Origin of the sequence: Microcystis sp. LE19-10.1B (assembly GCF_027530565.1) — a bacterium.
GTDB classification, from domain to species: domain Bacteria; phylum Cyanobacteriota; class Cyanobacteriia; order Cyanobacteriales; family Microcystaceae; genus Microcystis; species Microcystis aeruginosa.
Genome location: NZ_JAPZQM010000532.1, coordinates 1 through 24,606 on the forward strand (window position 1 = coordinate 1; position 24,606 = coordinate 24,606).

The window sequence follows — 24,606 nt, forward strand, 5'->3', positions numbered from 1 at the left end:
CAAAAACTAGCAATTTTCCCTTGTTACGGCAAGCTAAGTAGGTAGGGTCTGCTGAAAAAGTTTTTCCTGGGGGTAGGAGTCAGTAGCCAGTCGTCAGGAGTCGGTCGTTTCAGGCTTTGTTGCCCTTGTTTTTTGTACCAAGCGATGTACCACAAGAAGGATAATGCAAGGTTTTTGAAAGTCCCAATCCTATTTTCTGGCAGTAACATCGGACTTTAACAGGTCAAAAGCCTTATTTTAAAAGGGTTTTACCATTATTCAGCAAGCCCTAGGTAGGTGTTAAAAATCGTTAGATACCCCCCTTATTAAGGCTGTCCTTTAGTCACATCTTTCTTAACATTTCAAACCTTTGTAGCACAAGGCTTTCAAGACTCGGTTAACAATCTGTAATATTCCTTGTTGACACCCTTACTGACAAGGAAAAAACTGAAATCAAGTCAGGATAAGGGTTGGAGTGCTTACTGAAAAAATTGTTAAGAAAGATCCCTATAAGGGATAAGCTAAACGGCTTTTACTTCGGATCACCGATATAGACTCCAAAAGGGTTATAGCTGTTGGATCATGCAGGTTAAGCGCCGTTTAGCTTAGCTTATTAAGGGGGGATTAAGGGGGGATCGGCACCCCCCTTATCAAGGGGGGCAGGGGGGATCGAACCCAAAATCTATCTTCTATTTAATTATAACCACTTATTTACCACAGACAAAAAAGGGTTATTTTAACGGTTCGGGAATACTATCGGAAGGAGCTTCAAACTGTCCGGTAATAACGTATTCTAGACGCAATTTCAGCCAAGTAATAAACTGTTGGTTGAGAGAAACAATTGCCGCTGCCGGTTGGGGAGTTTTGTTTTTGATATCGGCAAAAGCGGGGGTATCTAAAAAAGCTGGATTGGCAATTAACCAAAAATCAATTTCTTGACCTTTTTCTTGATAATTCCTGATTCTTTCCTTCAAAACTTCCTTTTCGATCGCTTCTTCTTCTAAAAACTTTTGACTGGCTACCAAATAATAATAAGTTGTCATCATCTTTCCTTTAATTTTTCAGTGTAATTGTTCGTTAGTCGGGAGATTAGCTGATAGCTGATGGCTTTTACAATTGTCCACGCATAGCCAATTTCATTTCCCTAACAGCCCGTTCCAACCCGACCAAAACCGCACGACTGATAATTGTGTGACCAATGTTCAATTCTTCCATATTGGGCAAACAGGCGACGGCATAAACATTCCAATAGGTCAAACCGTGACCAGCATTCACCCGCAAACCCAGAGAGGAAGCGTATTCACAACCTTCTTTAAGAATTGTTAACGATGCTTGACGCTCGCTCTCCTGTTGTGCTTCGGCGTATTGACCGGTATGGAGTTCAATAAATTTCGCTCCCGTATTAGCGGCCGCTTGAATTTGGGCAAAATCGGCATCAATAAACCAACTAACGGGGATATTAGCCGCTTGCAGGCGCTCTACAACCCGACAAAAACGGTCAAAATTGCCCAGCATATCGATCCCCCCTTCCGTGGTCACTTCCTGGCGCTTTTCGGGGACAAGGGTGACATAATCGGGTTTAATATCGAGAGCAATGGCGATCATTTCCTCCGTCGGGGCCATTTCCAGATTCAGATGAGTCCGCACCGTTTGCCGGAGAATCCGCACATCGCGATCTTGGATATGACGACGATCCTCGCGCAAGTGAACGGTAATGCCATCAGCACCACCGATTTCGGCCAAAACTGCCGCCGCCACGGGATCCGGTTCCACGGTGCGGCGCGCTTGGCGAATTGTGGCCACATGGTCGATATTGACACCCAAAGTCAGCAAAGTTGAACCTCCTTGTTTGTTAGTCCAACTTTCCATCTTACCATTGCCGTCAAAAGCGATTACATACTGGGGATATTTAAACCACTGGTCAGTTCTTCCATTTTGCTGCGCATGGTTTCCGTGGAGGCACTATAGGCGACTTTCATGGCTTCTAGAATAGACCCAGCCACAATCTCCAGATCTTGGGAGAGGAGAGCCGGATCGATTTCAATCCCCCGGGGTTCTTGGTTGCCACTGAGATAGACTGTCACCAAGCCATTTTCACTCTGGCCGGGAATTTCCATATTTTCCAGTTCTTCTTGCAGAACTTTGGCCCCTTGTTGCACCTGTTGCGCTTTTTGGAAAGCGTCTTGTAATTCTTTAATCTTACCGAGACCGAATCCGAATCCTTGTCCTTGTGCCATGATGTTTTTTTTGTTTAAGGGGTCACTCAAGGTTTTTATTGTACTGCTTAAGGTGAACTGGGGTCAACTTTTGGCCATTTGAGGGCAAAAAGTGATTATTGACAACGATGACTTTCTGACTGGGTTAAGGTTTGAGGGAACTTGTTCTCTCTTCATCCGTCACGGGATGGTCAGAAAGAGAAATCCGAAAAATTATCCTAACCACTCAGTCGATTACCCCACGCCATAATACAATTGTTGCTTTGACGAGGAGAATAGCAATTTTGAACGCCAAAAAAACGGGAATTTTCTTGACAATTGCCCTAAGTTGTGCTTTAGCGGGGAAAGCAGCGATCGCTAATACTTCCCCTTTGGAGGGGACTCGATGGAAACTAAGGGGGTGGACAGCCGGAAGTTTGGTCAAAGAAACGGAAATTACTGCCGCTTTCCAGAAAAATATCCTCAGTGGTTCGGCCGGATGCAACCAGTATAATACCGGCTATCAAGTCAATAATGGCACGTTCCAGATCAACCAAGCGATCGCTACTACCAAAAAAGCTTGTCCGGAACCGCAGATGAAACAAGAAAATCAATATCTGGCCGCCTTGCAAGGAGTGGAACAATTCCAAGTGACAGCTAAAGGCGATTTACAGTTATTTTATCGTACTCCCGAAGGTTTAGGAATCCTCACTTTTACCCCCGCACCGACCACCACGCGCACGGAAAAGACAATTTATATCAATTCTAGGAAACAACCCTGTAGCCAAGGACCAACCAAAGACTGTTTACAGATACGAGAAAAACCAGAGGAAAACTGGAGATTGTTCGCCAATAGTATCGAGGGATTTGATTATAAACCAGGATTTTTATATCAAATTAAAGTTAGCATTGAAACCGTCTCCAATCCAGCTAATAATCAAAATTCGGAAACATGGAAGCTATTAGAAGTTATTAGCCAAACCCCAGAAAAAGAGACTCCGCGAGCTTGGTTTGATCGACCGTTAACTAATTGGAATAAAGCCAAGGCACCTATCCCCAAATCTCCCGTTAAAACCGTGATTGATAACCAGTGTCGTGAACAGGTTCGTCCGGCAATTACTGCCAATGATCAAGCACTTAATAAAGCAGGATGGTTACTGTACGGGTCCGTGCAAACCTATGGTAAAACTAGCGTTATTTCGGCCATGAGTGGAGTGGATGGAATGTGCCGACCAATGGGTTATCAAGACTTTGTTTTTGTCGATGGTAAATTCGCTGGCACTCTTTCCCCGCGACCGATGGATTCCCGCACTGATGGTGCATCTCAGAGAATTGTTTTACAAAATAGCGATCGAATTATTGTGGTTTTTAATCGCTATAAAGATACGGATCCTCTCTGTTGTCCTTCCCAATTAAGTCGCGTTATTTATCAAATCGAAACAGTCAGCGGAGTGCCAGTTGTTGTTCCCAAAGAAGCAGAAACAGAAGCAGTGAGAAACTAATTCAGTTATCAGTTATCAGTTATCAGTTATCAGTTATCAGTTATCAGTGAGATAGGGAGATAGGGAGATAGGGAGATAGGGAGATAGGGAGATAGGGAGATAGGGAGATAGGGAGATAGGGAGATAGGGAGAAAAAGACTGGCAGCTAATAGCTTACTTTTTTATTATATCTCCCGCAAAAGTGAGTTTTTAATCGCAGATGCTATTAAAGTCCTTAATTTAAGGATTTTTACAGAAAAAGATCGCTTTTCTACTGCTAGAAAATAATCTATTTCTTTCTGCTTCTCCTGACTCGGAGAATACTGGCTCGGAGACTTCTCACTTAACGGAAGATTTTTGATTTATGCAGCAGGTTTAGTGATTAGGCACTGATACTAGATAAGTAGTTATAGAATTCTAATAACTCCTCATTAGTTAGCAGTAAACGGGACTTTTTGCCATAGGTAGAAATCAGGTATTCCCGACCTTTTTCTGTGGTCCAAGCTAATCGTTTCATCTCCACATCAATTTTAGTTTTAAGAACTGAATAATCGATTTCTTCGGGAATAACAACAACTGGTTCCGGTTCTGGGGGTTCTTCTTCGGTTAAACTCGCTTCTTCTGGCAATTCTGATAATAAGGAGTAATTATCGGTTTCCATTTCTAATAATAAAGGCTCTGGTTCTGGTAAAGGAATATCCTTAACTTGGGGTAATTCCGGTTCAATTTTAGCTGGGGGAATATCCTTAACTTGGGGTAATTCCGGTTCAATTTTAGCTTCAGGACGAGGTATTTCAGTGACTTTAGGCGTTTTGGTCGATTTTTTGGCACTAGCGACGGGTTTAGGTAAATCTTCTGGTAGAGAAATATTATTGGGGCTGACTTTTTCCACAAGCTGGAGATCGGGGGTGCTTTCAGCCTCTAAAAGCAGTAAAGCTCGTTCTCTGGCTCTATCTTCGGCGATTTCCACCGTATCTGCCGCAGCTAAACCTGTAACGACCGTTTTTCCCTCAATTTCGACGATCGCTTTCACAATATACTTGCCGTGATCGATTTGAACTAACTCACTAATCAGGGCAACTTGGGGGTAACGTTGGCGTAACTTTTGCAACATGGTGACTTTTTCGAGTTCTTTTGTACTTATATTAGAATACTCTATCGCAATTATGGAAAAATGTAGCAAGTTCTTGCTAAGATTAAAGGTTAGATAAAATTTTCAGTTCTAGGATTAGCCTTGCCCACAGCAACAAGATTCTACTAGGCTGAAGCTTCTGCCAGAAAGACTAGCGATCGCCGAAAAGTTTGCCGGTGTTCGCTATTGGCTTATACTAACGAAGGCTTCGATAATTCTCAGGGTAGGTTCGGGGGTTCGATGCTTGGTCAGTTTACCTTCACTGTCACCAGCAGCGATCGCAATTACCCCGACAGAGATAATCTCTCGAGTCAATGGTTTAAATCAATCTTCTCATTATTAAGTATTTAAACTTAATTATTCACGATTCCGTCAGTGTCTTGTAAGTAAGGATTATTGTTAGATGGACTTCTCGATCGCCACACTCCTCTCTCATCTTAGTGATGATAAATTAGCTACGGGTAAACTTCTCGAAAAAAAACTGGGCTGCGAAGACGATCCCGAAAGCTGCGAAAAATTGCAAGTGATTCTCGGTGCTTTGGAACGTCTGGGAATGGTTGTCAAAGAACGCGGGCGCTATCGTCGTGTGATCGAGGAAAATGTCGTAGAAGCAAAGCTGCGCTGTTCCAGTAAAGAATTTTGCTTTGCTATCCAAGATATCGAAGATGCTGATGACATCTACGTCTCGAAAAATCATTTAAGTAACGCTTGGAATGGCGATCGAGTTTTAGTCAAAATCATCCGCGAGGGGACCCGTCGTCGTTCCCCGGAGGGAGAGGTGAGATTAATTCTCGAACGGGCTAATCCTTCGCTTCTAGCGCAAGTAAAACAGGAAAATGAGCGGTTTGTGGCGGTTCCCCTGGATGATCGCCTGAAATTTACCCTTAATCTCCTCGAAAACGGTCAAAATCTCCAAGAAAACATCGATCACCTCGTTCATGTTTCCGTCCTCCGTTATCCCCTAGGGGAAATGCCTCCCATCGGTAAAGTTACTCGTGTTCTCGGTTCCACGGCCGAGGCCGCTGCCGACACCGATATCGTCTCCTGTAAACACGATCTACCCCATAATTTTCCGCCGGAAGCCCTCGAAATTGCCGATAATTTAGCGTATTTCTTCGATAGTGGCGAAAAAGAACAACTGCGAGATTTAACCCCACTCTTCACCTTTACCATCGAAGATGACAACCCCCTGGATTATCCCCCGATCATTGAAAATGCCTTTTCTTTAGAGAAAATCAACCAAAATCGCTGGCGAGTCGCCATTCATATCAGCGATGTGGCCCGTTACATTGAACGGGGCGGATTATTGGATAAAGTTGCCAAAAAACGGGGAACTGCCGTCTATTTAGGCGAAAAAGTGCTGCCATTAGTCCCGGCTGCCGTTACCAGTCGTTGTTCCCTGTCACCGCAAGAACAGCGCCCCGCTATTTCTATCCTCGTCACCCTCGATGACAAGGGGGAGCTAGTGGAGTACGAAATCACCCGCAGCCTCATCCAAGTGGATCAACATTTTACCTATCAACAGGTGCGCGATCTGCTCAGTGAAGAAGATAGCGAAGCTGCCCCCACCGATACCGTTGAAACCCTGAAAGATTTATTTTTTAGCGTTTGCCCCACCCTAAAATCCCAACGTCTGCAGCGGGGTAGTTTTGATATTAAATTAGACAAAATCTCTCCCTACAAAGACGAAGGACGGGGGGGGACTGTTCTCGCTTCTAATAATTTACCGGCCCGTTCTTTACTGACAGAAGTGGCAATTTTAGCCGGCAAAGTCGTCGCTGAACATTTGCAAGCTTTACACTTACCCTGTATCTACTGTGGACAATCGGAACCGGATTGGGATGAATTGGAGGATTTACTCAAATTAGCCAATAATTTAGGGGCAGAATTAAATTTAACTGCCGAGGAGGAGATTAAACCCAATGACTATCAAAATCTCACCCGCATTTTTTCCGCTTCCACATCGGTGAAAGTCCTCAATTATCTCCTGCAAGAAACTCTCAAATTAGTTAGATATAGCAGCCATCCTTTACAGCATTTTGGTTTGGCCTATCCTGGCAATTATACCCACTGTCTCTCACCCCTGCAAAGATATGCCGATCTTTGGGTACAACGGGTGTTAAAAATCTTATTAACAGAGGGGAAAGATCGCCGCAGCAAAATCGTCAAAGTCGGGGTTAATTTGGGCAGTAATAGCTGTCATGGACAGATTCATTGGAATATTCTACCGAGCCAAATTCAGGAGGAGTTAGAAGAAGAAAGCCACCTAATTGTTTCCCATCTCAATGATCGCTCAAAAATTGCTGAAGATGCGGAAAAAGACCTAGAAGGATTGAAAAAAGCCGAGAAAATGAAAGAAAGAATGGGTCAAGTTTTTCGCGGCTTAATTACCGGTGTACAATCCTATGGTTTCTTCGTGGAAATTTCCGATTTATTAGTGGAAGGGTTGGTCCATGTTTCTTCTCTCAAGGATGATTGGTACGAATATCGCGCCCGTCATAGCTGTTTGGTAGGACGGAAAAATCGCGTTGCCTATCGTCTCGGTGATGAGGTAGAAGTGGAGATAAAAGATGTAGACTATTATCGTCAGCAAATCGATCTAGTTACGGTTAGCGGTGGCAGTTCAGCAAGTTATGACGACTTAGAAGAAGATTAATTATGAATCAACCAACCACCGAAAAAATCGGAAAAACCCGCTTTATTCTGCCCTTTTTATGCGGTATTTTTCTCTTTTTAACTGGCTGTGTCCGTTACGATGTGGGCATTAATTTTCCCCACCAACACCACGGGGAAATTATTCAACATATCACCCTCGGACAACGCTTAACCAGTCTCAGTCAAACCGAAGCCACTAAATGGTTAAATAGTATCGAACAGAGGGCAAAATTACTTAAGGGGAAAACCGCTCCTATTTCCGAACGAGAAATAATTGTGACTATTCCCTTTAGTAATAGTCAGGAATTAGAGGAAAAATTTAATCAATTTTTTGATCCTAGTTCTTCCTTTAAAATCAAAAACTCTGCTAATACCGATGATATAAAGTTACTGCAACTAGACTCAAAACTGGCAGTTACAGAACGAGATTGGTTCTTTTTGACTCAGAAAAACTTAAAATTAACCGTTGATTTGCGGGCTTTAGGTGTACTTTCTGAACAGGGAAATATTATCGTTAGCCCCGGTTCTTTAGTCGATATCGACTTCGCTTTAAAGACTCCCTTCGCTGGTCAAAATATTGAAGATGACTCAGGATTAAATCCCCCGGTAGAACAAGTTGACAATCAGTTAATTTGGCATTTAAAACCGGGAGAAATTAACACCATTGCGGCAGCTTTTTGGCTTCCTAACTATTTAGGTATCGGCACAATAATTATTGTTTTAATAACAGGTTTTGCCTATTACTTGAAATATAAACGCTTGCCCGGTGTATCCCCATCGACTTCAAGTTAGATGGCAACTAAGTAGTTAGTGTTAAAAACTGTCAGACACCCCCCTTATCAAGGGTAGGGTTGATTCATGAATTAACCCTACCTTGAATCAACCCTACCCGGAATCAACCCTAGGATTAAGGGGGGATCGAAACCAAAATTTATCTTCAATTTAATTATAAACAGCTACTTATTGACCAAAATTTAATGATCAATGAGGGGAAAATTAGCCAACTCTAAAACTGATCTAAAAATTGGCCCGCAATAGGGAAAATCTTGGCTAGGATCAAACCATAGTCATAATTGAGACTAGACGGGTTTCCCTTTTTACTTCAACACTGGCAATTACAGTTATGGTTAGCAATATTCCCTTTTCTATCCCCGAACATAGCCTCGATCGAGATTGTACCACCCTCTCTCGTCACGTCCTGCAACAACTACAAAGCTTTTCCCCCGACGCGCAGGATTTAAGCGCAATTATGAGTCGGATTGCCCTAGCGGGAAAATTAATTGCCCGTCGTCTCAGTAAAGCGGGATTAATGGCGGATGTGCTAGGTTTTACTGGAGAAACCAACGTCCAAGGGGAATCGGTCAAGAAAATGGACGTTTTTGCCAATGAGGTATTTATCTCGGTTTTTAAGCAAAGTGGTTTAGTTTGCCGTCTTGCTTCCGAGGAAATGGATAAACCCTATTATATCCCAGAAAACTGTCCCATCGGTCGCTATACCCTACTCTACGACCCGATCGATGGTTCTTCCAATGTGGATATTAACCTAAATGTGGGTTCGATTTTTGCCATCCGTCAACAGGAAGACAATGATTTAGACGGAGAGGCGCGGGATTTACTGCAAAATGGTCGTAAACAAATCGCCGCCGGTTATATTCTCTACGGACCCTCTACTATTTTAGTTTACTCGATCGGTCGCGGTGTTCATGCCTTTGTCCTTGACCCCAGTTTAGGGGAATTTATCCTCGCCCAAGAGAATATTATTATCCCCGATCACGGTCCGATTTATAGTACCAATGAGGGCAATTTTTGGCAGTGGGATGAGGCAATTCGCGACTATACTCGTTATGTCCACCGTCATGATGGTTACACGGCCCGTTACAGTGGGGCATTAGTGGGAGATATCCATCGAATTTTAATGCAGGGAGGCGTTTTTCTCTATCCGGGTACTGTTAAAAATCCCCAGGGAAAATTGCGCTTAATTTATGAAACTGCTCCCCTTGCTTTTTTAATTGAACAGGCAGGAGGTAAAGCTAGTGATGGGGTGACAAATCTTTTAGATATCGTTCCCGATAAATTACACTACCGCACACCTTTAGTGATCGGTAGTGTCGAAGATGTTAAATTGGTGGAGTCTTTTATCGCTGATCGCCGTCATCGCGATCGAGTTTAACTTATAGTTTTATTTAGAGATATTGACATGGATTTACAAGCTCTGAAGTGGACTAAAAATGTAAGGCGACACGATGGTACATGGGCATATCGGGAATATAAGGTTTCTAATTCCTTCAAACTGGCATGGAAAGACGATGAAGTCAATGCCAATAAACCCGAAAAAGATAGTTTGATACTACTCAGGCAGCAAGGGTATGTTACCCATTTAGTAAAAGTTCTCGACTGCAAAGCCAAACGTGAAATTGGCAAGGATAATTACGACATCTATCGAATTGTTGAGGTGCTTTGGGCTATTGATTTTGATAATCCACCTGTATCAGCCAAAGCAGATGCGATGTTTGATTATCGAGAAGTTCTCAACTATCAGGGTGGGAAGGTGATGGAATTGGAGAAGTTACCAACTTTCAGACAGCGTTGGGATGACGATGGCGGTTTGGGGGGATTCCAAACTTACATTCAGAATTTATTGGGGCTGTCAAGCAATGACTAAGAGCCTTGTTAAGCTTGTGTTATAGTATTGAGCAGATATAGGGCAACCGCTATGACTGCTATAGTTCAGGAACTTTTAGATACCTTTGACCGCTTGACAGACTCAGAGCGCTCAGATTTGCTATTAGAGATTCTGAAGCGGACAATTCACCTGGATTTTCCGCCCTTATCTGATGAAGATCTAGTCCTCAATGCCGAGGGAATTTTTCTAGAATTAGATGATCAAGAAGCTTCCTGTGGATAGCCCTGATCGTGGTCAGGTTTGGCTGGTTGATCTGGGTTATGTGGCCAAAGTCAGACCCTGTTTGGTTATCAGTATTCCTGCGCGCAATCAAGAGCGTGCCTTAGCGACTCTGGTTCCACATACGACAAGCTCTCGTGGTTCAAGATTTGAAGTGAAAGTCCAAGCTCGCTTCCTTAGAGAAGGAGTCTTTGATGTACAAAACATCGTTACAATTCCCCATGCAAAGCTTTTGCGTAAATTAGGAAATCTGACATCTGAGCAAATGATGGAGGTTGAGAATGCGTTACTTTTTTGGCTAGGGTTTGAAGAGAGGAATGATCAAGAAAGCGAAGATTAGTCTGTGCGCTAGTTGCAGCGGAAACATAACCAATAGTTAGGGTTTGCGGCAAAAAGTTTTTCGTGGAGTGTGGGGTGTTTAGGTTTATTCAGCAAGCCCTAAATACAATCGAATCCCTTTCGGATAATTATTCTAGTATGAGAACATGAGTTGTTCTTAAGGAGCTATCTAAGTCATGACGATCACTATAGAAGATTTGCTGTTATCTTTGCCGTTAGTTAGCAGTGAAGAAATGTTAGCTGGAATGAGTTTTATTAAAAGAGTGATGGTAATTCTGGACTCTAACATTTTAAGCTTATTAGTAACCCCGCTCGGTGAAGACTGGCCAGAAGATCAAAAGTTATTTACAGAAGTTTATCAATGTACCGAATGGGTTTTATCGTCTGCTGGCAAGAGGAGCTTGTCTGACTTCATCTGATCTATGTGATTATGAGGTTAGACGAGAAGTAAAAGCGTGCAAGAATTAGATAAGTTAAGGAATGTAATTAAGTTTCAGAAAGTCAGTTTTATTTTACTACAAAAAGCCGCTTATCTTTGGGCTGAAAAGTTAAAGAAAATATTGATATAGATTGTATCCTATCGGCTCAATGGTCGCTACTCAAAGAAAAATATCCCAGTCGTCGGGTTATTATTGCCAGCAAAAATATCAAAGATTTCCAAAACATTACTGATTGCTCCCTCTGGGAAGATATACATTATTAAAGCGAAACCGCTTGCTTTTATTTTTTTCAATAATAATTATAGATCCAAAACAATCTATTGGCCGCCCGAAAATTCCCCCCATAATCTTGAGAATTTTTTGATAAATAGGACTCGATCGAGGATAATTAGAAGAAATATTTTGACTCATAACCAAATCTAATCAAGAAGCCCAGTGACGATTCCCCTCCTAGAGTTGTTTGTATTCGCCACCGTTTTGTGCGGATTTTTAGGAACATTCCTGAAAAAAAACTTAATCATGAAGATTATCGCCATGGATGTCATGAGTACCGGCGTTATCGCCTACTATGTGGTGATTTCTTCCCGTGACGGTTTGTTTACTCCCATCCTCAGTACAGTTAAACAGCAAAATTACGCCGATCCTGTACCCCAAGCAGTGATTTTAACAGCGATCGTCATCGGTTTTTCGATTCAGGCGTTAATGCTGGTGGGAGTAATGAAATTAGCTAAAGATAACCCCACCCTCGACAGCAGCGAGATAGAAAAAAATAACACACCATGAATACTTTAACGATCGCTTGGATAAGTTTACCCTTTTTGATCGGCTTTATCATCTATTTATTGCCGCGATTAGACAAATATCTGGCTCTCGCCACCACTATTATCTCTCTCGCCTATTCTCTCCTTCTATTTAGCCAATCCTCCCCCATAACCCTCAACCTACTAGATAATTATGGCGTGAGACTGGTAGCCGATCAGTTAAGTGCCTATTTTATCCTCACCAATGCCCTGGTGACGATGGCAGTTATTTTTTATAACTGGGAAAGTAGCAAAACCGCCTTTTTTTACGCCCAAGCTATCATTCTTCACGGCAGCATTAATTCTGTCTTCGTCTGTGAGGATTTTATTAGCGTTTACGTTGCCTTAGAAGTAATTAGTATTGCCGCTTTTCTGGTGATTGCCTATCCTCGCAGCGATCGCTCTCTCTGGGTTGCCCTGCGTTATCTGTTTATCAGCAATGTGGCGATGTTATTTTACCTTATTGGCGCAGTTTTAGTCTATAAAGCCAATAATTCCTTTGCTTTTGCTGGTTTAAAGGGCGCACCTCCCGAAGCCTTGGCTTTAATCTTCATGGGATTATTAGTCAAAGGGGGAATCTTTGTCTCGGGATTATGGCTACCGATGACACACTCGGAATCGGAAACCTCCGTCTCGGCGCTGATGTCGGGGGTGGTGGTAAAAGCTGGCATTTTTCCCCTCCTGCGCTGTGCTTTAATCCTAGAGGATTTGGATGTCCTAATTCGGCTTTTCGGGGTGCTAACGGCGATTTTTGGCGTGTCATACGCAGTGTTTGAAAAGGATAGCAAGCGGATGTTAGCCTTCCATACTATTTCCCAGTTAGGTTTTATTTTAGCCGCCCCGGTAGTCAGTGGTTTTTATACCCTTACCCACGGTTTAGTTAAATCTTGCCTATTTCTGTTAGCGGGAGTTTTACCCAGTCGCAATTTTAAAGAATTACAGCAACAATCGATCCCTAATTCTCTCTGGATTGCCCTAGTGGTTGCTAGTTTTTCTATCTCTGGATTCCCCCTATTATCTGGTTTTGGTGCGAAAGCGTTAACGATGAAAAATTTAGTCCCCTGGCAAGAGATTATGATCAATCTTGTGGCGGTGGGGACGGCGATTTCCTTTGCTAAATTTATCTTTTTACCCCACGCTGGTGGCGAAAGTAAACAGAAGCTAACTATCGGTTTCTGGATAGCAATAATTCTGCTCCTTGCCGCCCTATTTTTAGCCAATGCCGTCTATGTTGAAGCTTATAATCTCCCCAATCTTATCAAAGCTTTAGCCGTCATCGGTGCCGGGTGGTGGTTATATCTGGGAGTTTTCAAAAAGTTATCCCTAAAATTATCGCGAGCCTGGGAACAATTTGATAATCTCGTCGGTATGATGAGTATAATGTTAGTTCTATTGTTTTGGATGGTCTTAGCATGATCGGACATATAATTCTGCGTTTAACTATGTGGTTTTTACTCACCGCTAATTTTACCCCCGCTAATATTATGATCGGGGTGGCTATTGCTTTTCTTTTGCCCCGTAATTTCGCCTCTAGCGAAACTTTAGGCGATTGGTTAAAGGTAATAATTAAAGTCTTTATAGCTATTCCCCAAGCTTATAAAGAAGCTTTTGAAATCATCTTTCGTCCCCACAAGGAAGAAGAAATTATTTTAGAGAGAATTGCGGGTAAACGTTCACCCAGATTGGCTTTTTGGGATATATTTCTCATTACCTTTACACCGAAAACTATCGTCACCGAATACAAGGAAAATGAGGGTTATGAAGTTCATCTAATTAAACGGAGTTCCCAGGAATGAATATTGTTCTCATTGCCATGATTGTCGCCCTATTAATTCCCCTTTATGAAGTGGCCAAAAATGATGACATCTGGCAAAAAATGGCCGCCTTTGCCAGTGCTTCCAGTAAATCATCGATTATTATTCTAGTAGTTTCAGTTCTGCGGGATGATTGGATGATTGGAGTGGTAGCAGTGATTATTCTCAGTGTCGGTAATGCTGGCTTTATGTTATTAGCACAAATTCTTAAACGACTGAACGAATCATGATTAACATTTTCAGTTATATCTGCATCGCTATCGGAGTTTTTTTCTGGTTTTGGGGAACGGCGCATCTTTTAGACAAGCGCTCGGTATTATATAAATTACATGGTCTATCTGTCGCTGATACCTTGGGTTCTATGGCGATTATTTTCGGGCTACTTTTGAAAGTTCCCCAAAATTGGCCTTTATTGTTATTGGCAATAATTTCCTTAGCAATTTGGAACACCATGTTAGGCTACGTTTTAGCTTATACTTCTAGCGATCGAGAGTAGAATTAAAGATGAATGAAAGTTATCTCTATGTTATTGTTGCCCTCTTGCCTTTAACTGCGGCGATGGTGATGTTACAATCTAATCCCTACCAAGCTCTAGTAATTCGCGGGGTTTTGGGAGCAATAGCAGCCTTAGTTTATGCTTTATTAGGGGCAGCAGATGTGTCTTTAACCGAAGCTTTGATGGGAACCATGTTAGCCGTAACTCTCTACGCGGTGGCGATTCGTTCCTCTTTAGTGATGCGTTTAGGAGTAATTGCGGAGGAAAACGATACAGTTTTAGAACAGTTAAAAACTCAACTACAAACGGTTTTAAGTAAACGTTTTATGCGTTTAGAATTAGTTGCCTACAGTGATAAACAAGCTTTGCAACAGGCACTTATGGATAAGGATATTCATGCCGTCTGTATCCGTCAAGACAATCCAGAAACTATCTCCTACGAAACCACAATTAGATTACCCTATCTCTACGATATTTTTAAAAATGAATTAACGGCAGCCAACACAACTTTAACTTGTATTGAAACCCCAAAATTAGAGGAGAAACACTAATGAAATGGATTTATACTCTAGCCGCCATTGCCTTCGCTATCAAAATGGTAATTATTCCCAATACTGCTTCCTCTGTATCATCCTTAGAAATTGTTGAATCCCTAGTGCGCGACGGCGGTGTTCCTAATGCGGTTTCGGTGGTTATTTTTCGTAATCGTCTCTACGATACCATCTATGAAGTGGTCGTTTTTACCATTGCCATTATGGGGGCAAATTTTCTTTTAGCCACCGAAAAACCCGCCAGTAAAATCCATCAATTTACTGACCAACCTTCAATTATTTTAGCCCGTTTAGGGGCAACAATTGCCGCTTTAGTGGGCATTGAATTAGCTATCCGCGGACATTTAAGTCCGGGGGGAGGTTTTGCCGCCGGAGTCGCCGGAGGTACGGCAATTGGTTTAATAGCAATTACCTCGTCTCCCGAATGGATGCAAGCAATTTATCGCCGTTGGCAAGCGGCAACATGGGAGAAAATTTCCGTCTTAGTTTTTATTGTTTTGGCTGCCATTACTCTCTCAGGATTTGAGTTACCCCACGGGGAATTAGGTGCGCTATTTAGTGGTGGTATTTTACCGATACTAAATATTTTAGTCGCCGTTAAAGTAGCTTTAGGTTCCTGGGCAGTAATCCTCGTTTTTATCCGCTATCGCGGTTTATTGTGAGAGGTTAATATCTATATTTATAGAACGTAGGTTGGGTTGAAGCATGAAACCCAACGCCCACTCATGTTACGCTACCGCTAACCCATCCTACAAATAATTGTGCCTCCCTACTTAATAGCTATAATTTATAGCTTTAGGTCAAAACTGGGGATTAACCGATAATCATAACATGACTTGATGGTTGAAAAAATGCTATAGTAATTTTGTTGCCCTCCTCAAGAATCAATAGGCATCTAATGATTCTGCTAAAAGAACTCCCGAGGTAAAAATTATGGTTAACGTTATTCGCGGTTCTTCAGCTAAACCTGTATCTTCTCAAAGATTAGCTAAATATTTTGAGGAAAGAACAGATATAGAGGGAACATTGTATATCGGCTATCCTATTATTGGAACTCCCCAAGGAGGATATCAAATTGATGCTCTATTAGTCTCTCGTCAGCAAGGGGTTATTATTTTTAATATTGATGAGGGAAAAAATTATGATTTGGATATTGAAGGCACTCAAGACGAGAGCATAACCAAGTTAGAAGCAAAACTGCTGTCTTATAAAGAGCTTGTTCAAAAAAGAAAGCTAATAGTTAACATTTCTGTAGCCACCTATGCACCGATTTGGAATAATTATCCAGAAGGAATTAACCCAGAGGAATATCCTGTTCTTATTAAAGATAAAGATCTTGATGATTTTATCAAGAAATGTCAAGGCAATGATTCTGAATATTTCGAGAAAGTCAACTCAGTTATACAAGCTGTTACAACCATTAGAAAAAAAGACGCTCGCAGTTATGTTGTTAAACCAGATTCTAGGGGAGCAAAGTTAAAAAAATTAGAAGATTCTATCGCTAATCTTGATGAAACTCAAAATAAGGCTGTTTTAGAAACCACTAAAGGTGTACAAAGAATTAGAGGTTTAGCAGGTTCGGGAAAAACAATTGTCTTAGCGCTGAAAGTAGCTTATCTTCATGCAACTCATCCCGATTGGAATATTGCTGTTACCTTCTATACACGCTCGTTAAAGGATCAATACAAAGATTTAATTACTCGGTTTAGTTATGAGCATAAAAATTCCGAACCAGACTGGGAAAAAGTAAAAATTATTCACGCTTGGGGAAGTCCTGAGATAGAAGGAATTTATTATGAGCTATGTAAACGACATAATATTGAATATTTAGATTTTAGTCAAGCAAACAACCTAACATATTTGTTGAATGAAGACCCTTTTGAGTTTGTCTGTCAAAAAGCCTTCCGAGAGATTAAAAAATTTCATCAATATTATGATCTTATTTTAATTGATGAAGCTCAAGATTTTCCTCAAGACTTCTTAAGACTCTGCTATGAAATCTTGAAAGATGATAAACGTTTAGTTTATGCCTATGATGAGTTGCAAAGCTTAAATAGTAAAGTCATGCATTCTCCCGAAGTTATTTTTGGAAATGATAATCATGGTAATCCTAGAGTTAAATTGGAGAATTTACCCAGCGAACCCCAACAAGATGTGGTTTTAAATACTTGTTACAGAAATTCTCGTCCTATTCTGTCCTCTGCTCATGCTCTAGGTTTTGGAGTTTATTATCCACAGGGACTAATTCAAATGTTTGATAATCCTCAATTATGGCAAGATATTGGTTATGAGGTTGAAGAAGGAGAATTAAAATCAGGAGAATTTGTTAAACTGATTAGAACCCCCAAAACCAGTCCTAAATTCCTTGAAGAACATTCTTCTATCGATGATATTATCAACTTTAAATCTTTCGATAACAATCAGGAGCAATTTGAATGGCTAGTGGAACAAATTGCCAAGAATCTCAAGGAAGATGAATTAAGATGCCAAGATATTATGGTTATCCATCCAATACCTAAAAATGCTCGCAACGTTTTTGGAAAAGCTAGAGAAATGTTATTTACAAAAAATATTAATTCTCATTTAGCAGGTAGCACATCTTCTCCCGATGAGTTTTTTCAAGAAAACTCGATTGCTTTTACACAGATTTATCGTGCAAAAGGCAATGAAGCGGCAATGGTTTATTTCATTAACGCTCAAGAATGTTTATCTGGTTCACAAATTGCTAGTAACCGCAATATTTTATTTACAGCGATGACTAGAAGTAAAGCTTGGTTAAGAGTTATTGGTTATGGAGCAAATATGCAAGCTTTAGAGAGGGAATTTCAGGAAATTAAATCGAGAAATTTTGCTCTTGAGTTTACCTATCCAACCCCCGAAGAACTTCAACAAATGAAGAAGGTTTATCGAGATACTCTTAATACCAAGAGATATAAAAATGACAGGGAAAAGCAAGAATTAATTGCCAAGTTAAAAAGTATAGAATTTTCATCAGATGAAAAAAACGAAATTATCAAAATATTCCAAGAATAGTTAAGAAATGCTTAATGTTCAGAATATCTTTAAGGATGTTAAAAATTTAACGGCTAAATTGATAGAAGTAGGATTATCAAGTCAGCAGAACTTTCCGACTTTGAATAAATTGAGTCAAAATATTTCTGAGATTAGCTATGCCAATAGTTCCGACTTATCCATTGCCCTAAAAAATGTTGCCTATCAAGATATTTATGATGAGCTTGATCGCGGTAAGAATTATAATATTAAAATGATTGATGGAGCCTTGATTCAATTACTTTATCGCTTCCAAGGATCGCAGTTATTATCCCATAGACTAGCTTTCTTCTCATCCCCTTATTTAGAATCTTTTCAAAATGAGCCAGAACTATATGAAGAAGATGAGATATTTGCCGATATTATCGACAAAAATATTGTAGCTGTACCGATTAGATTTGATTACGATCCTGATAATTTTCAAGAGATTCATCACCCCAGATGTCATCTCACCCTAGGACAATTCAAAAACTGCCGAATTCCAGTGTCCTCCCCTTTAACACCCAGCATATTTATTGCTTTTATCCTTCGTAACTTTTACAATACAGCCTATCATCTATATTCCGAGCAGATCAATTTTAACAATCAGCGATTTCCAGAAACCATAACTGAAATAGAAACGAATATACTACATTTTGCTATTAAATCTCCCTCTCTATAGTCCCTATTGGATTTACCCTCATACAGTTCAGCGAAACCTCGAAATTTTTTCTCAAAAAAGCTTGACAAAATCCCTCAACTTGCCTTATACTTTCTAGTATAATGGGAATCCGTGCCTGCCTGCGAACAGCTATTTTTTTAAAGAAAAAAAGGAGTCAGGGAAAATAAAGACTCCTTATCTAAGACAGTTTATTGGTGGAATTGGTGCAGTAGGTCGCGAAACTCCGGAAAACTAATCTGATGATCGCGACCGGCATCGGCATGGTGTAACATAGCTTCGATTTCCTTGTCTGTCACCCCCGGTTCGATCGCCTGAAGACAAGCTTTTAACTCCTCAAGGCTAATTTGTCCAGAGCTATCACTATCGAATAGCTGGAATCTTTCCAATAAAATTCTTTCCTGTTGATCACGATCGCTGTCACTACTAAAAGATAGACGATCAAAGACCTGAAAAGCGCGGGCGATATTTTGCCATAATTGACGGGACAGAGGACGATGGAGAATCGTTTCCTCCTCCTGACCGGTAACTCCGTACTCCCGACGCAAAGACTCGACAGTTTCCGTTTCCGAGGCCGGCAATTCCGTCAATAAATGCTTGATCGCCTCCCTGGAACTCTTACCGGTTAACACTTCCAGCAATTCTGACCCCACCCGGCGATCGGGGTCTTTTTTCCAAGTCACCAACAAACTTTCTAACAAAGCATCGCGGTAACTCTGCAAACGCAACCAATCCTCGCGACTATACTGCTTGTCCGGATCGAGAAGTTCGGCCGATTCCACACCCAACTCCGTTAGAATTGCCTGATGTTCGGCCTCGGTAATCGTCAACTCTAAGCGCATTTGTTCTAGGATTTCGAGGCTGTGGCCGAAGTCAGTATATCCCTCCTCCAAAGCCTCTTTTAACAAGGCTTTGGAGGCTTTTAAACACTTCTGGTGGCTGAAATCCGGCAGTATCTTGGCCAATACATACACCTCATCCGCGTGCAAAGCTGACAGCGATCGCCCATCAAGATATTTAGCCGTATCGAGACCCAGTTTACCCAACTGTTTACGCAATCTTCCCGCTAGTCCTTCTCGTTGGTAACGGTCGGGATCCCTTGTCCAGGTGCGATATAACCATAAACTACTCAAAACAGCCGGTAAAATATCAGCGAAATAATACCAAAATTTTGGCAAAAGATTAATAAAAGGACGACCAGCGAAAATAAAGAAGAAATTGAAAATCAGAAAAGTTCCGACAGTAAAGACGCGGTGACGGATAATTTCGGTCGGTAAGGGCGACTTTTTGCGGATTCTATAGACTTTATAGGCATTTTCAACTTTTTTACCGAGAAAGTAACCCAAAAAAGTGCAGATTGCCAAAGTTAAGGGGACAGCTACCAGCTTCGGAATCGCAATTGCCTGACCTGCAAGATAAAAACCCGGTTGAAAGAGGGATTCTAGTTGAGTTTCTTCGTGCGCCCAAGCTCCAGAGAAATAATAGTCCCAATTGCCAGCATAGAGATAATAATAGATAAAATAGCCAAAAACTAAGCCAAAATAACCGTAATAAAGCCATTGGTGATCGCTCTTAGTAATCCCATCCCAATAGGATCTTTCCGCATCGATATCGATACAGGGACTCTGACAGGCAACACAGGCACTTTGTTCGCTACCATCTTCATGGACAATACGACACATAGATTGAGTAATCCCACCGCGACTGTCTTCGTGAGCGGTACTATTCAGTAAACCCCTCGGTTCACCGTAAATCCTTTCCACTGGACTCAAGGGACAGAAATAGTTACACCAAGATTTGCCTCCATACCAGTAACCCACAAAGATCGCCGCTAGAATAGTCAAGATTAAAAAGCTACCCAAGACTAAGCGATCGGAATTATCAAAGAGAATCCGTCCGCATAAACCCAAAAATAACAGACTTAATTGTAGATAGAGATAATTCCGGGCTAACCAAGAGTTTTTCGGCACTTTATAGATTTCATAGCGGACTTTCCCCGATTTATCGGTGTATTTTTTCTGACGCTGTTTACCCAAAGCGCGCGGTATTTGAGAAAGAAAGGATAAAGGACAGATACGCCGCCAGAGTTCGTGACCGAATACTAATAAGATAAAAATGCTACTAGGAACCACTATTCCCCAAAAAATCGGCGCAGCTAACTGATAGGAGGATTGGGGTAGGCAAACCCCCTGGACTTTAATGCACACATCGGGATCAACTCTCAGGGGACTAGAAAGATTGTTAGGATCGGTTAATTGTGCCGAAATCGGGTCAAAAAACAGAGAAAATATCAGAATTAACCAAGCGATGGTCACAACCCATCGCAGATAGTGCATTGATCGTTCGGGAATTTGTGCAAACATAGGTCTAAGTAGTGACGGAGAAGAGACTTTTAAGGGAGATTAGGGGTTCAATCCTCGAATTTAACGTTTTTCCTCTAATAGCGGCGAAAAACTTGCCTTTTTGAGGGACTGCATTGCCTTTTTCTACCCCCGAGGAAATTCCCCTTCAGGCAGCAGGATGCGGCGTTGACAAATTAACAGTGATCCAGTATATGTGGGAAAATTGTCTTAAAATATTATCTACGCTGCTACTATCACTAGACTAGAACATTAAAGAGCGTATTGGCTTAATCCTTCTCAAAAGTTTAAATTCTATGGCTGAAAGCTTGAACCATAAATCCGAAAAACCCTCTCCTCCTCCCGTCCCCCAAGAAAACCCTTGGCTAGAAGCAGTTAAAACCATTGTCACGGCTGGAATTTTGGCTTTTGGCATCCGCACTTTTGTGGCCGAGGCCCGTTATATTCCCTCTTCTTCCATGGAACCCACTCTCCAGATTAACGATCGCCTAATTATCGAGAAAGTTAGCTATCATTTTCAGAAGCCAGAACGGGGTGATATAGTGGTTTTTAGTCCGACAGCCGCTCTCAAAGCTCAAAATTTTCATGATGCTTTTATTAAACGGGTGATTGGACTACCGGGGGATAAGGTGGAAGTCAAAAACGGTCTAGTTCACGTCAACGGTAAAGTTTTAGCGGAAAAGTATATCGCCGAAGAACCTAATTATACTTTCGGACCGGTGACAGTTCCCCCCGATCAATATTTGGTTTTGGGCGATAATCGCAATAATAGTTATGATTCCCACGCTTGGGGCTTCGTTCCCCGGGACAACTTAATCGGTCGCGCCGTGGTGCGTTTTTGGCCCTTCAATCGTCTGGGAGGACTTGACAACCCCGACGCTGCCATAAATCAGAATTAATGTCAAGAAAATTTAGTCATTCTCAATAAATTCTAGACATTCTTGACCGGTGAAAGCCTCCACTGGTCTAATATTGGTCTTCTCAATTGCGATCGAAATGACTAGAGATTTTTCAGTATCATGAGGTACAGTAACTAATATCAGTTATCAGTTTTTTAGCCATCAGCTTGTTTCTCCCTCTTCCCTAAAACTGGAGACTTTGTATCTCACCAGTATCAGAATTGCGACAATATTTGGAAAACTTTTGTAATTATAGTTTTCTATAAATCTAAATTTTCAATATTGCTTTGGGCCATAGACAAATGCTCAAGATCCAGTTGATCACTCTCAACATAATCTTTTGCGGTCATATCTTCTAAGCTTACTACTAAACCATCAGACTGAAAACGTCCAGAGTTAGGTAATAAATTTAACCACTTATCTAGCCATTTGTCCCATCCAATGTCATTATAGTCCTCTTGTTCTTCTTCACGAATAAAATAAAACATAAGTTCAGGATTTTCATCATTCCACGAAGGTCTTGCACTAACTCTAATTTCCCGCAAAGCTCGTAAGGCTTCCCCTTCATCACTTTGTTTAGTATGCTTATCTTGCATCCGGTTTTGAAGTTTACTGACAAATTGAACAAAATCATCTGGAAAAGCAAAACGAATTCTTTTTCTTGCTATCGCTTGTCTTAAGAGTCTTTTTTCTTGATCAGTTACACAACCCTGTTGACGATTCCATTGTAAGATCAATGCTTTTTCGGCTGTCATTACCCTATCGAGATCAGCTACTAAGTTTAGTTTGGCAAATCCTTCAATGTAAGCGTATTGAGGTCGTCTGCCTTTTTTTATCTCACTAATTTTTTCAGCTTCAATTTCTACCAGAGGAACAACTTCTAGAAAAGGACGTTCACAACAAGAACGGACAATATCGCAAGTTTGTGTAACAACAACTAGACCTTTTACTTCCGATTCTACAAGATCATTTTCTTCACCATCTTGCTTTGTAGAATCAGGTGTAAGAGGAAATTGAGGATTAAATCGATGAACAAACCGCTGTTCTCCTAAAACAAAATCCCCTTGACACCATGTTTGTAACTCATTGTTAATGAGATCAATCTGTTTGCTTTCCACTGCGATTTTGACCACTCCTCAATGTTTTAGCAGGTCTAGAACGTCCAACATCATGATGAATAGAATCTTGTAAAGCATCAATTAATATCTCCGGTGGTAAAGGCCTACGAAGCTCACTCTCCTCCTCAGACAAAGGTCTTAATTGCGGTCTTTTGGGTGGATTACCACGCCCAAGATTCTCTCTTACTTTATCATATTCTCCTGATATTAATTGGTCTAAAGGCAGTTCCCCATCAGCATTAGGATTCAATAATAACTTACGGTTAAGACTTGCACTTCCTCGATCAATATATCTAATCACTCCCAGTAATCTATTTAATTTCTCCTCATTGTCACTAGCTAGAGGCTGTCCACTTGCCCAAAAATGAATGCTTCGACGTGAAACATTAAATAGTTTAGCAACTTGCTCCCAGGTCAGTCCACTGGTTTTTCTGAGTTCATTAATCGCTTTTTGACTATCTTGAAAAAGATGAGGGTTTTGCTTCGGAATAACTATTCCGCTATTAGTTCTTTCTGAAATCGCTAGTAACTTTTGAGCGGCAAGATTATCATAGCCAATGGTACTGGATTCCGCAATACCAGGAATCATTCTAAATCGTTTTTGAGGATTGATTGAGCCAAAAGTATTTGAACGTTCAATCACTAAGTTACTCATTGTTCACCTCCAAAGCGTCTTAGAAATTCTTCGGTTACTGACCATCTAAAAAAAGTATAAATTCTTTCAGAAAATCGTTTTGCATCCTCTAAAATTTTTTCAACGTCAAATTCTTGATTCTCTGAAATAGACATATCTAAATCAAGAAACCAACTCGGTTGATCAATCGGTTTAAAGACATTTGGATCAAAAGTAGCGTTACCCGGAATCAATCCCCATCTTGCTAAAAGTGTCTCTTTGGTATCAGGTAACTGAAACAGAGATTCATTATAACTTTGAAGAATATGTTCTTGAAATGTTGACGCTGTAATATTTATCAGTTCTGATCTGACTAAATTAGAAATATTCTCTACATCAATACCCTCAATACGATCAACATATCTAATACCGATTCGCTCAACAAGGTTGGGTTGAATATGTTCATTAACCGCAGTTAAAACTTCTCTCATTCGCTCTAAAAAGTCCTGACGACTGACATACTTTGATGTGTCTAAGGCTACAAAATTAGACGCTAATGAGACTCGCCAATGATTATTGGCATCTGTAAATTGCCAGATAACCTCAGCTTGAGATCTGACGGCATCTTTTTCTTGATTATCAAAAGTTAATTGATAAGTTCGTTCCTGCCGTAACTTAGGATACTTTGTTCTAATAGCTTCCTGAAATGGAGTCACAAATTTCCTATCCTCAACGGCCAGAATTTGTGGGAACCGTACTTGTCCAAGCACACACACTAGAGGTGCATTAGTTAAGTGAACCTCTGGAGGAGTTGGATCGATCAGTGGATTGTTAATATCGACCACTTTGGACATTTTAGGCTATTTATCTCCTATATTAAGCGTTTTTAGCTAATAGAACACAATAACTATCGGAAGAACTGTTCTGCATCTCCATTGTACGGCAAGACTGTGAAATAACCAGTGAAGTTTAAGAATTGCTATATTTAGGGTCTGCTGAAAAAGTTTTTCCTGGGGGTAGGAGTCAGTAGCCGGTCGTCAGGAGTCGGTCGTTTCAGGCTTTGTTGCCCTTGTTTTTTGTACCAAGCGATGTACCACAAGAAGGATAATGCAAGGTTTTTGAA

27 protein-coding genes are annotated in these 24,606 nt (G+C 41.0%); 18 read left to right on the forward strand and 9 right to left on the reverse strand.

Features of this window, described 5'->3' with window-relative positions:
• Positions 1–710: 710 nt before the first annotated feature.
• The 3 genes from O9332_RS19100 to O9332_RS19110 form a co-directional block, all read right to left on the reverse strand.
• The gene (locus tag O9332_RS19100; RefSeq protein WP_002761404.1) at positions 711–1,022 is read right to left on the reverse strand and encodes an MgPME-cyclase complex family protein; all 312 of its coding nucleotides are present in this window, start codon (positions 1,020–1,022) and stop codon (positions 711–713) included.
• A gap of 67 nt (positions 1,023–1,089) precedes the next feature.
• Complete coding sequence (locus tag O9332_RS19105; protein WP_216628908.1) at positions 1,090–1,812, reverse strand: pyridoxine 5'-phosphate synthase; 723 nt, start codon at positions 1,810–1,812, stop codon at positions 1,090–1,092.
• Between the two features lie 59 nt (positions 1,813–1,871).
• A complete protein-coding gene (locus O9332_RS19110; RefSeq protein WP_002761406.1) occupies positions 1,872–2,216 on the reverse strand; it encodes a YbaB/EbfC family nucleoid-associated protein in 345 nt (114 codons plus the stop codon).
• 263 nt (positions 2,217–2,479) lie between these two features.
• Between O9332_RS19110 and O9332_RS19115 the strand changes: the two genes are divergently transcribed.
• A complete protein-coding gene (locus O9332_RS19115) occupies positions 2,480–3,676 on the forward strand; it encodes a DUF4377 domain-containing protein (RefSeq protein WP_002761408.1) in 1,197 nt (398 codons plus the stop codon).
• Positions 3,677–4,037: 361 nt separating this feature from the next.
• On the opposite strand, the gene O9332_RS19120 is transcribed toward O9332_RS19115, so the two are convergent.
• Both O9332_RS19120 and O9332_RS19125 read right to left on the reverse strand, forming a co-directional pair.
• On the reverse strand, positions 4,038–4,769 hold the full coding sequence (locus tag O9332_RS19120; RefSeq protein WP_288026920.1) for a slr1353 family protein: 732 nt from the start codon (positions 4,767–4,769) through the stop codon (positions 4,038–4,040).
• 201 nt (positions 4,770–4,970) lie between these two features.
• Complete coding sequence (locus O9332_RS19125) at positions 4,971–5,102, reverse strand: hypothetical protein (RefSeq protein ID WP_256378312.1); 132 nt, start codon at positions 5,100–5,102, stop codon at positions 4,971–4,973.
• A gap of 88 nt (positions 5,103–5,190) precedes the next feature.
• Here O9332_RS19125 and O9332_RS19130 point away from each other — a divergent pair, with 88 nt between their 5' ends.
• The 16 genes from O9332_RS19130 (at position 5,191) to O9332_RS19205 (ending at position 18,496) form a co-directional block, all read left to right on the forward strand.
• Positions 5,191–7,443 carry a ribonuclease R family protein gene (locus tag O9332_RS19130; RefSeq protein ID WP_002761410.1) on the forward strand — a complete coding sequence of 751 codons (2,253 nt, stop codon included), beginning with the start codon at positions 5,191–5,193 and terminating at the stop codon, positions 7,441–7,443.
• Positions 7,444–7,445: 2 nt separating this feature from the next.
• Positions 7,446–8,234 carry a DUF3153 domain-containing protein gene (locus O9332_RS19135; RefSeq protein ID WP_002761411.1) on the forward strand — a complete coding sequence of 263 codons (789 nt, stop codon included), beginning with the start codon at positions 7,446–7,448 and terminating at the stop codon, positions 8,232–8,234.
• Between the two features lie 331 nt (positions 8,235–8,565).
• The gene (gene fbp / locus O9332_RS19140; protein WP_002740533.1) at positions 8,566–9,612 is read left to right on the forward strand and encodes a class 1 fructose-bisphosphatase; all 1,047 of its coding nucleotides are present in this window, start codon (positions 8,566–8,568) and stop codon (positions 9,610–9,612) included.
• Between the two features lie 27 nt (positions 9,613–9,639).
• Positions 9,640–10,104 (forward strand): hypothetical protein, encoded by a 465-nt coding sequence (locus tag O9332_RS19145; protein WP_002761412.1) that lies wholly within the window; start codon positions 9,640–9,642, stop codon positions 10,102–10,104.
• A gap of 51 nt (positions 10,105–10,155) precedes the next feature.
• Positions 10,156–10,347, forward strand: a complete 192-nt coding sequence (locus O9332_RS19150; protein WP_288026924.1) for a hypothetical protein — start codon at positions 10,156–10,158, stop codon at positions 10,345–10,347.
• Positions 10,322–10,684 (forward strand): type II toxin-antitoxin system PemK/MazF family toxin, encoded by a 363-nt coding sequence (locus O9332_RS19155; RefSeq protein ID WP_288026926.1) that lies wholly within the window; start codon positions 10,322–10,324, stop codon positions 10,682–10,684. The genes O9332_RS19150 and O9332_RS19155 overlap by 26 nt, the downstream gene beginning before the upstream one ends.
• A 175-nt stretch (positions 10,685–10,859) precedes the next feature.
• Positions 10,860–11,102, forward strand: coding sequence for a hypothetical protein (locus O9332_RS19160; protein ID WP_288026928.1), 243 nt, complete (start codon positions 10,860–10,862; stop codon positions 11,100–11,102).
• A gap of 456 nt (positions 11,103–11,558) precedes the next feature.
• Positions 11,559–11,906: an NADH-quinone oxidoreductase subunit K gene (locus tag O9332_RS19165; RefSeq protein WP_002761414.1), complete on the forward strand. Its 348-nt coding sequence runs from the start codon at positions 11,559–11,561 to the stop codon at positions 11,904–11,906.
• Positions 11,903–13,339 carry a cation:proton antiporter gene (locus O9332_RS19170; protein WP_288026930.1) on the forward strand — a complete coding sequence of 479 codons (1,437 nt, stop codon included), beginning with the start codon at positions 11,903–11,905 and terminating at the stop codon, positions 13,337–13,339. The genes O9332_RS19165 and O9332_RS19170 overlap by 4 nt, the downstream gene beginning before the upstream one ends.
• Positions 13,336–13,719 carry a Na+/H+ antiporter subunit E gene (locus O9332_RS19175; RefSeq protein ID WP_002761417.1) on the forward strand — a complete coding sequence of 128 codons (384 nt, stop codon included), beginning with the start codon at positions 13,336–13,338 and terminating at the stop codon, positions 13,717–13,719. The genes O9332_RS19170 and O9332_RS19175 overlap by 4 nt, the downstream gene beginning before the upstream one ends.
• The gene (locus O9332_RS19180) at positions 13,716–13,967 is read left to right on the forward strand and encodes a hypothetical protein (RefSeq protein ID WP_002739224.1); all 252 of its coding nucleotides are present in this window, start codon (positions 13,716–13,718) and stop codon (positions 13,965–13,967) included. Before O9332_RS19175 ends, O9332_RS19180 begins: the two co-directional genes overlap by 4 nt.
• Entirely contained in the window at positions 13,964–14,233 is a 270-nt protein-coding gene (locus O9332_RS19185; protein ID WP_002761419.1) for a monovalent cation/H(+) antiporter subunit G, read from the forward strand. The genes O9332_RS19180 and O9332_RS19185 overlap by 4 nt, the downstream gene beginning before the upstream one ends.
• 8 nt (positions 14,234–14,241) lie before the next feature.
• The gene (locus O9332_RS19190; RefSeq protein ID WP_002761421.1) at positions 14,242–14,784 is read left to right on the forward strand and encodes a DUF4040 domain-containing protein; all 543 of its coding nucleotides are present in this window, start codon (positions 14,242–14,244) and stop codon (positions 14,782–14,784) included.
• Positions 14,784–15,446 (forward strand): Na(+)/H(+) antiporter subunit B, encoded by a 663-nt coding sequence (locus tag O9332_RS19195; protein WP_002761422.1) that lies wholly within the window; start codon positions 14,784–14,786, stop codon positions 15,444–15,446. Before O9332_RS19190 ends, O9332_RS19195 begins: the two co-directional genes overlap by 1 nt.
• A gap of 271 nt (positions 15,447–15,717) precedes the next feature.
• Positions 15,718–17,817, forward strand: a complete 2,100-nt coding sequence (locus tag O9332_RS19200; protein WP_002761424.1) for a DEAD/DEAH box helicase — start codon at positions 15,718–15,720, stop codon at positions 17,815–17,817.
• Between the two features lie 7 nt (positions 17,818–17,824).
• Entirely contained in the window at positions 17,825–18,496 is a 672-nt protein-coding gene (locus tag O9332_RS19205; protein WP_002796746.1) for a DUF2290 domain-containing protein, read from the forward strand.
• Between the two features lie 188 nt (positions 18,497–18,684).
• Here O9332_RS19205 and O9332_RS19210 read toward each other — a convergent pair whose 3' ends face one another.
• Positions 18,685–20,856: an EF-hand domain-containing protein gene (locus O9332_RS19210; protein ID WP_288026934.1), complete on the reverse strand. Its 2,172-nt coding sequence runs from the start codon at positions 20,854–20,856 to the stop codon at positions 18,685–18,687.
• A 293-nt stretch (positions 20,857–21,149) separates the two neighbouring features.
• Between O9332_RS19210 and lepB the strand changes: the two genes are divergently transcribed.
• On the forward strand, positions 21,150–21,752 hold the full coding sequence (gene lepB / locus O9332_RS19215; protein WP_002761427.1) for a signal peptidase I: 603 nt from the start codon (positions 21,150–21,152) through the stop codon (positions 21,750–21,752).
• Positions 21,753–22,012: 260 nt separating this feature from the next.
• On the opposite strand, the gene O9332_RS19220 is transcribed toward lepB, so the two are convergent.
• Genes O9332_RS19220 through O9332_RS19230 form a run of 3 tightly spaced genes read right to left on the reverse strand, consistent with a single transcriptional unit; the run spans position 22,013 to position 24,337 of the window.
• Positions 22,013–22,870 (reverse strand): hypothetical protein, encoded by an 858-nt coding sequence (locus O9332_RS19220; RefSeq protein WP_288026937.1) that lies wholly within the window; start codon positions 22,868–22,870, stop codon positions 22,013–22,015.
• Positions 22,851–23,525, reverse strand: coding sequence for a helix-turn-helix domain-containing protein (locus O9332_RS19225; protein ID WP_288026939.1), 675 nt, complete (start codon positions 23,523–23,525; stop codon positions 22,851–22,853). The genes O9332_RS19220 and O9332_RS19225 overlap by 20 nt, the downstream gene beginning before the upstream one ends.
• Positions 23,522–24,337, reverse strand: a complete 816-nt coding sequence (locus O9332_RS19230; RefSeq protein WP_288026941.1) for a TIGR04255 family protein — start codon at positions 24,335–24,337, stop codon at positions 23,522–23,524. Before O9332_RS19230 ends, O9332_RS19225 begins: the two co-directional genes overlap by 4 nt.
• Positions 24,338–24,606 lie beyond the last annotated feature (269 nt).

What these genes read in the sequence shown, in the direction of transcription:
- O9332_RS19100 (WP_002761404.1), bottom strand. Translation starts at nt 1,022, where the DNA reads ATGACAACTTATTATTATTTGGTAGCCAGTCAAAAGTTTTTAGAAGAA.
- O9332_RS19110 (WP_002761406.1), bottom strand. Translation starts at nt 2,216, where the DNA reads ATGGCACAAGGACAAGGATTCGGATTCGGTCTCGGTAAGATTAAAGAA.
- O9332_RS19120 (WP_288026920.1), bottom strand. Translation starts at nt 4,769, where the DNA reads ATGTTGCAAAAGTTACGCCAACGTTACCCCCAAGTTGCCCTGATTAGT.
- O9332_RS19130 (WP_002761410.1), top strand. Translation starts at nt 5,191, where the DNA reads ATGGACTTCTCGATCGCCACACTCCTCTCTCATCTTAGTGATGATAAA.
- O9332_RS19135 (WP_002761411.1), top strand. Translation starts at nt 7,446, where the DNA reads ATGAATCAACCAACCACCGAAAAAATCGGAAAAACCCGCTTTATTCTG.
- fbp (WP_002740533.1), top strand. Translation starts at nt 8,566, where the DNA reads ATGGTTAGCAATATTCCCTTTTCTATCCCCGAACATAGCCTCGATCGA.
- O9332_RS19145 (WP_002761412.1), top strand. Translation starts at nt 9,640, where the DNA reads ATGGATTTACAAGCTCTGAAGTGGACTAAAAATGTAAGGCGACACGAT.
- O9332_RS19150 (WP_288026924.1), top strand. Translation starts at nt 10,156, where the DNA reads ATGACTGCTATAGTTCAGGAACTTTTAGATACCTTTGACCGCTTGACA.
- O9332_RS19155 (WP_288026926.1), top strand. Translation starts at nt 10,322, where the DNA reads ATGATCAAGAAGCTTCCTGTGGATAGCCCTGATCGTGGTCAGGTTTGG.
- O9332_RS19160 (WP_288026928.1), top strand. Translation starts at nt 10,860, where the DNA reads ATGACGATCACTATAGAAGATTTGCTGTTATCTTTGCCGTTAGTTAGC.
- O9332_RS19170 (WP_288026930.1), top strand. Translation starts at nt 11,903, where the DNA reads ATGAATACTTTAACGATCGCTTGGATAAGTTTACCCTTTTTGATCGGC.
- O9332_RS19175 (WP_002761417.1), top strand. Translation starts at nt 13,336, where the DNA reads ATGATCGGACATATAATTCTGCGTTTAACTATGTGGTTTTTACTCACC.
- O9332_RS19180 (WP_002739224.1), top strand. Translation starts at nt 13,716, where the DNA reads ATGAATATTGTTCTCATTGCCATGATTGTCGCCCTATTAATTCCCCTT.
- O9332_RS19185 (WP_002761419.1), top strand. Translation starts at nt 13,964, where the DNA reads ATGATTAACATTTTCAGTTATATCTGCATCGCTATCGGAGTTTTTTTC.
- O9332_RS19190 (WP_002761421.1), top strand. Translation starts at nt 14,242, where the DNA reads ATGAATGAAAGTTATCTCTATGTTATTGTTGCCCTCTTGCCTTTAACT.
- O9332_RS19195 (WP_002761422.1), top strand. Translation starts at nt 14,784, where the DNA reads ATGAAATGGATTTATACTCTAGCCGCCATTGCCTTCGCTATCAAAATG.
- O9332_RS19200 (WP_002761424.1), top strand. Translation starts at nt 15,718, where the DNA reads ATGGTTAACGTTATTCGCGGTTCTTCAGCTAAACCTGTATCTTCTCAA.
- O9332_RS19205 (WP_002796746.1), top strand. Translation starts at nt 17,825, where the DNA reads ATGCTTAATGTTCAGAATATCTTTAAGGATGTTAAAAATTTAACGGCT.
- O9332_RS19210 (WP_288026934.1), bottom strand. Translation starts at nt 20,856, where the DNA reads ATGTTTGCACAAATTCCCGAACGATCAATGCACTATCTGCGATGGGTT.
- lepB (WP_002761427.1), top strand. Translation starts at nt 21,150, where the DNA reads ATGGCTGAAAGCTTGAACCATAAATCCGAAAAACCCTCTCCTCCTCCC.
- O9332_RS19225 (WP_288026939.1), bottom strand. Translation starts at nt 23,525, where the DNA reads ATGAGTAACTTAGTGATTGAACGTTCAAATACTTTTGGCTCAATCAAT.
- O9332_RS19230 (WP_288026941.1), bottom strand. Translation starts at nt 24,337, where the DNA reads ATGTCCAAAGTGGTCGATATTAACAATCCACTGATCGATCCAACTCCT.